Genomic DNA, 270 nt, shown 5'->3' on the forward strand with positions numbered 1-270 from the left:
TTGCCTGAACAGATACGCAAGTTGGCTGACGGAAACTTCGATCTGCTCAAACAAGATCCCAGACATCCCTCCTTGCATGTCAAACGCGTCGGCCGGTTTTGGTCGGCGCGCGTCGGTGCATCCTGGAGAGCTTTAGCCGTCAGTGACGGAGATGACATCATCTGGTTTTGGATCGGCTCGCACGCAGATTACGATAAGCTTCTGAAATAACCGTCAAACCCGCGCACAAAACCCATCCAGCGCCGCAAGCTTCACTGACCCTGTGCCCGC

The 270-nt window shown here is 55.2% G+C and carries 1 protein-coding gene; it reads left to right on the top strand.

Annotation, left to right across the window (positions count from 1 at the left end; translation table 11 throughout):
• A partial coding sequence (locus tag EOD29_RS31970; protein WP_127248828.1) for a hypothetical protein occupies window positions 1-210 on the top strand: 210 nt, incomplete at its 5' end.
• Window positions 211-270: the final 60 nt, after the last annotated feature.

Source organism: Mesorhizobium sp. M1A.T.Ca.IN.004.03.1.1, from assembly GCF_003997555.1.
Taxonomy (GTDB): Bacteria; Pseudomonadota; Alphaproteobacteria; order Rhizobiales; family Rhizobiaceae; genus Mesorhizobium.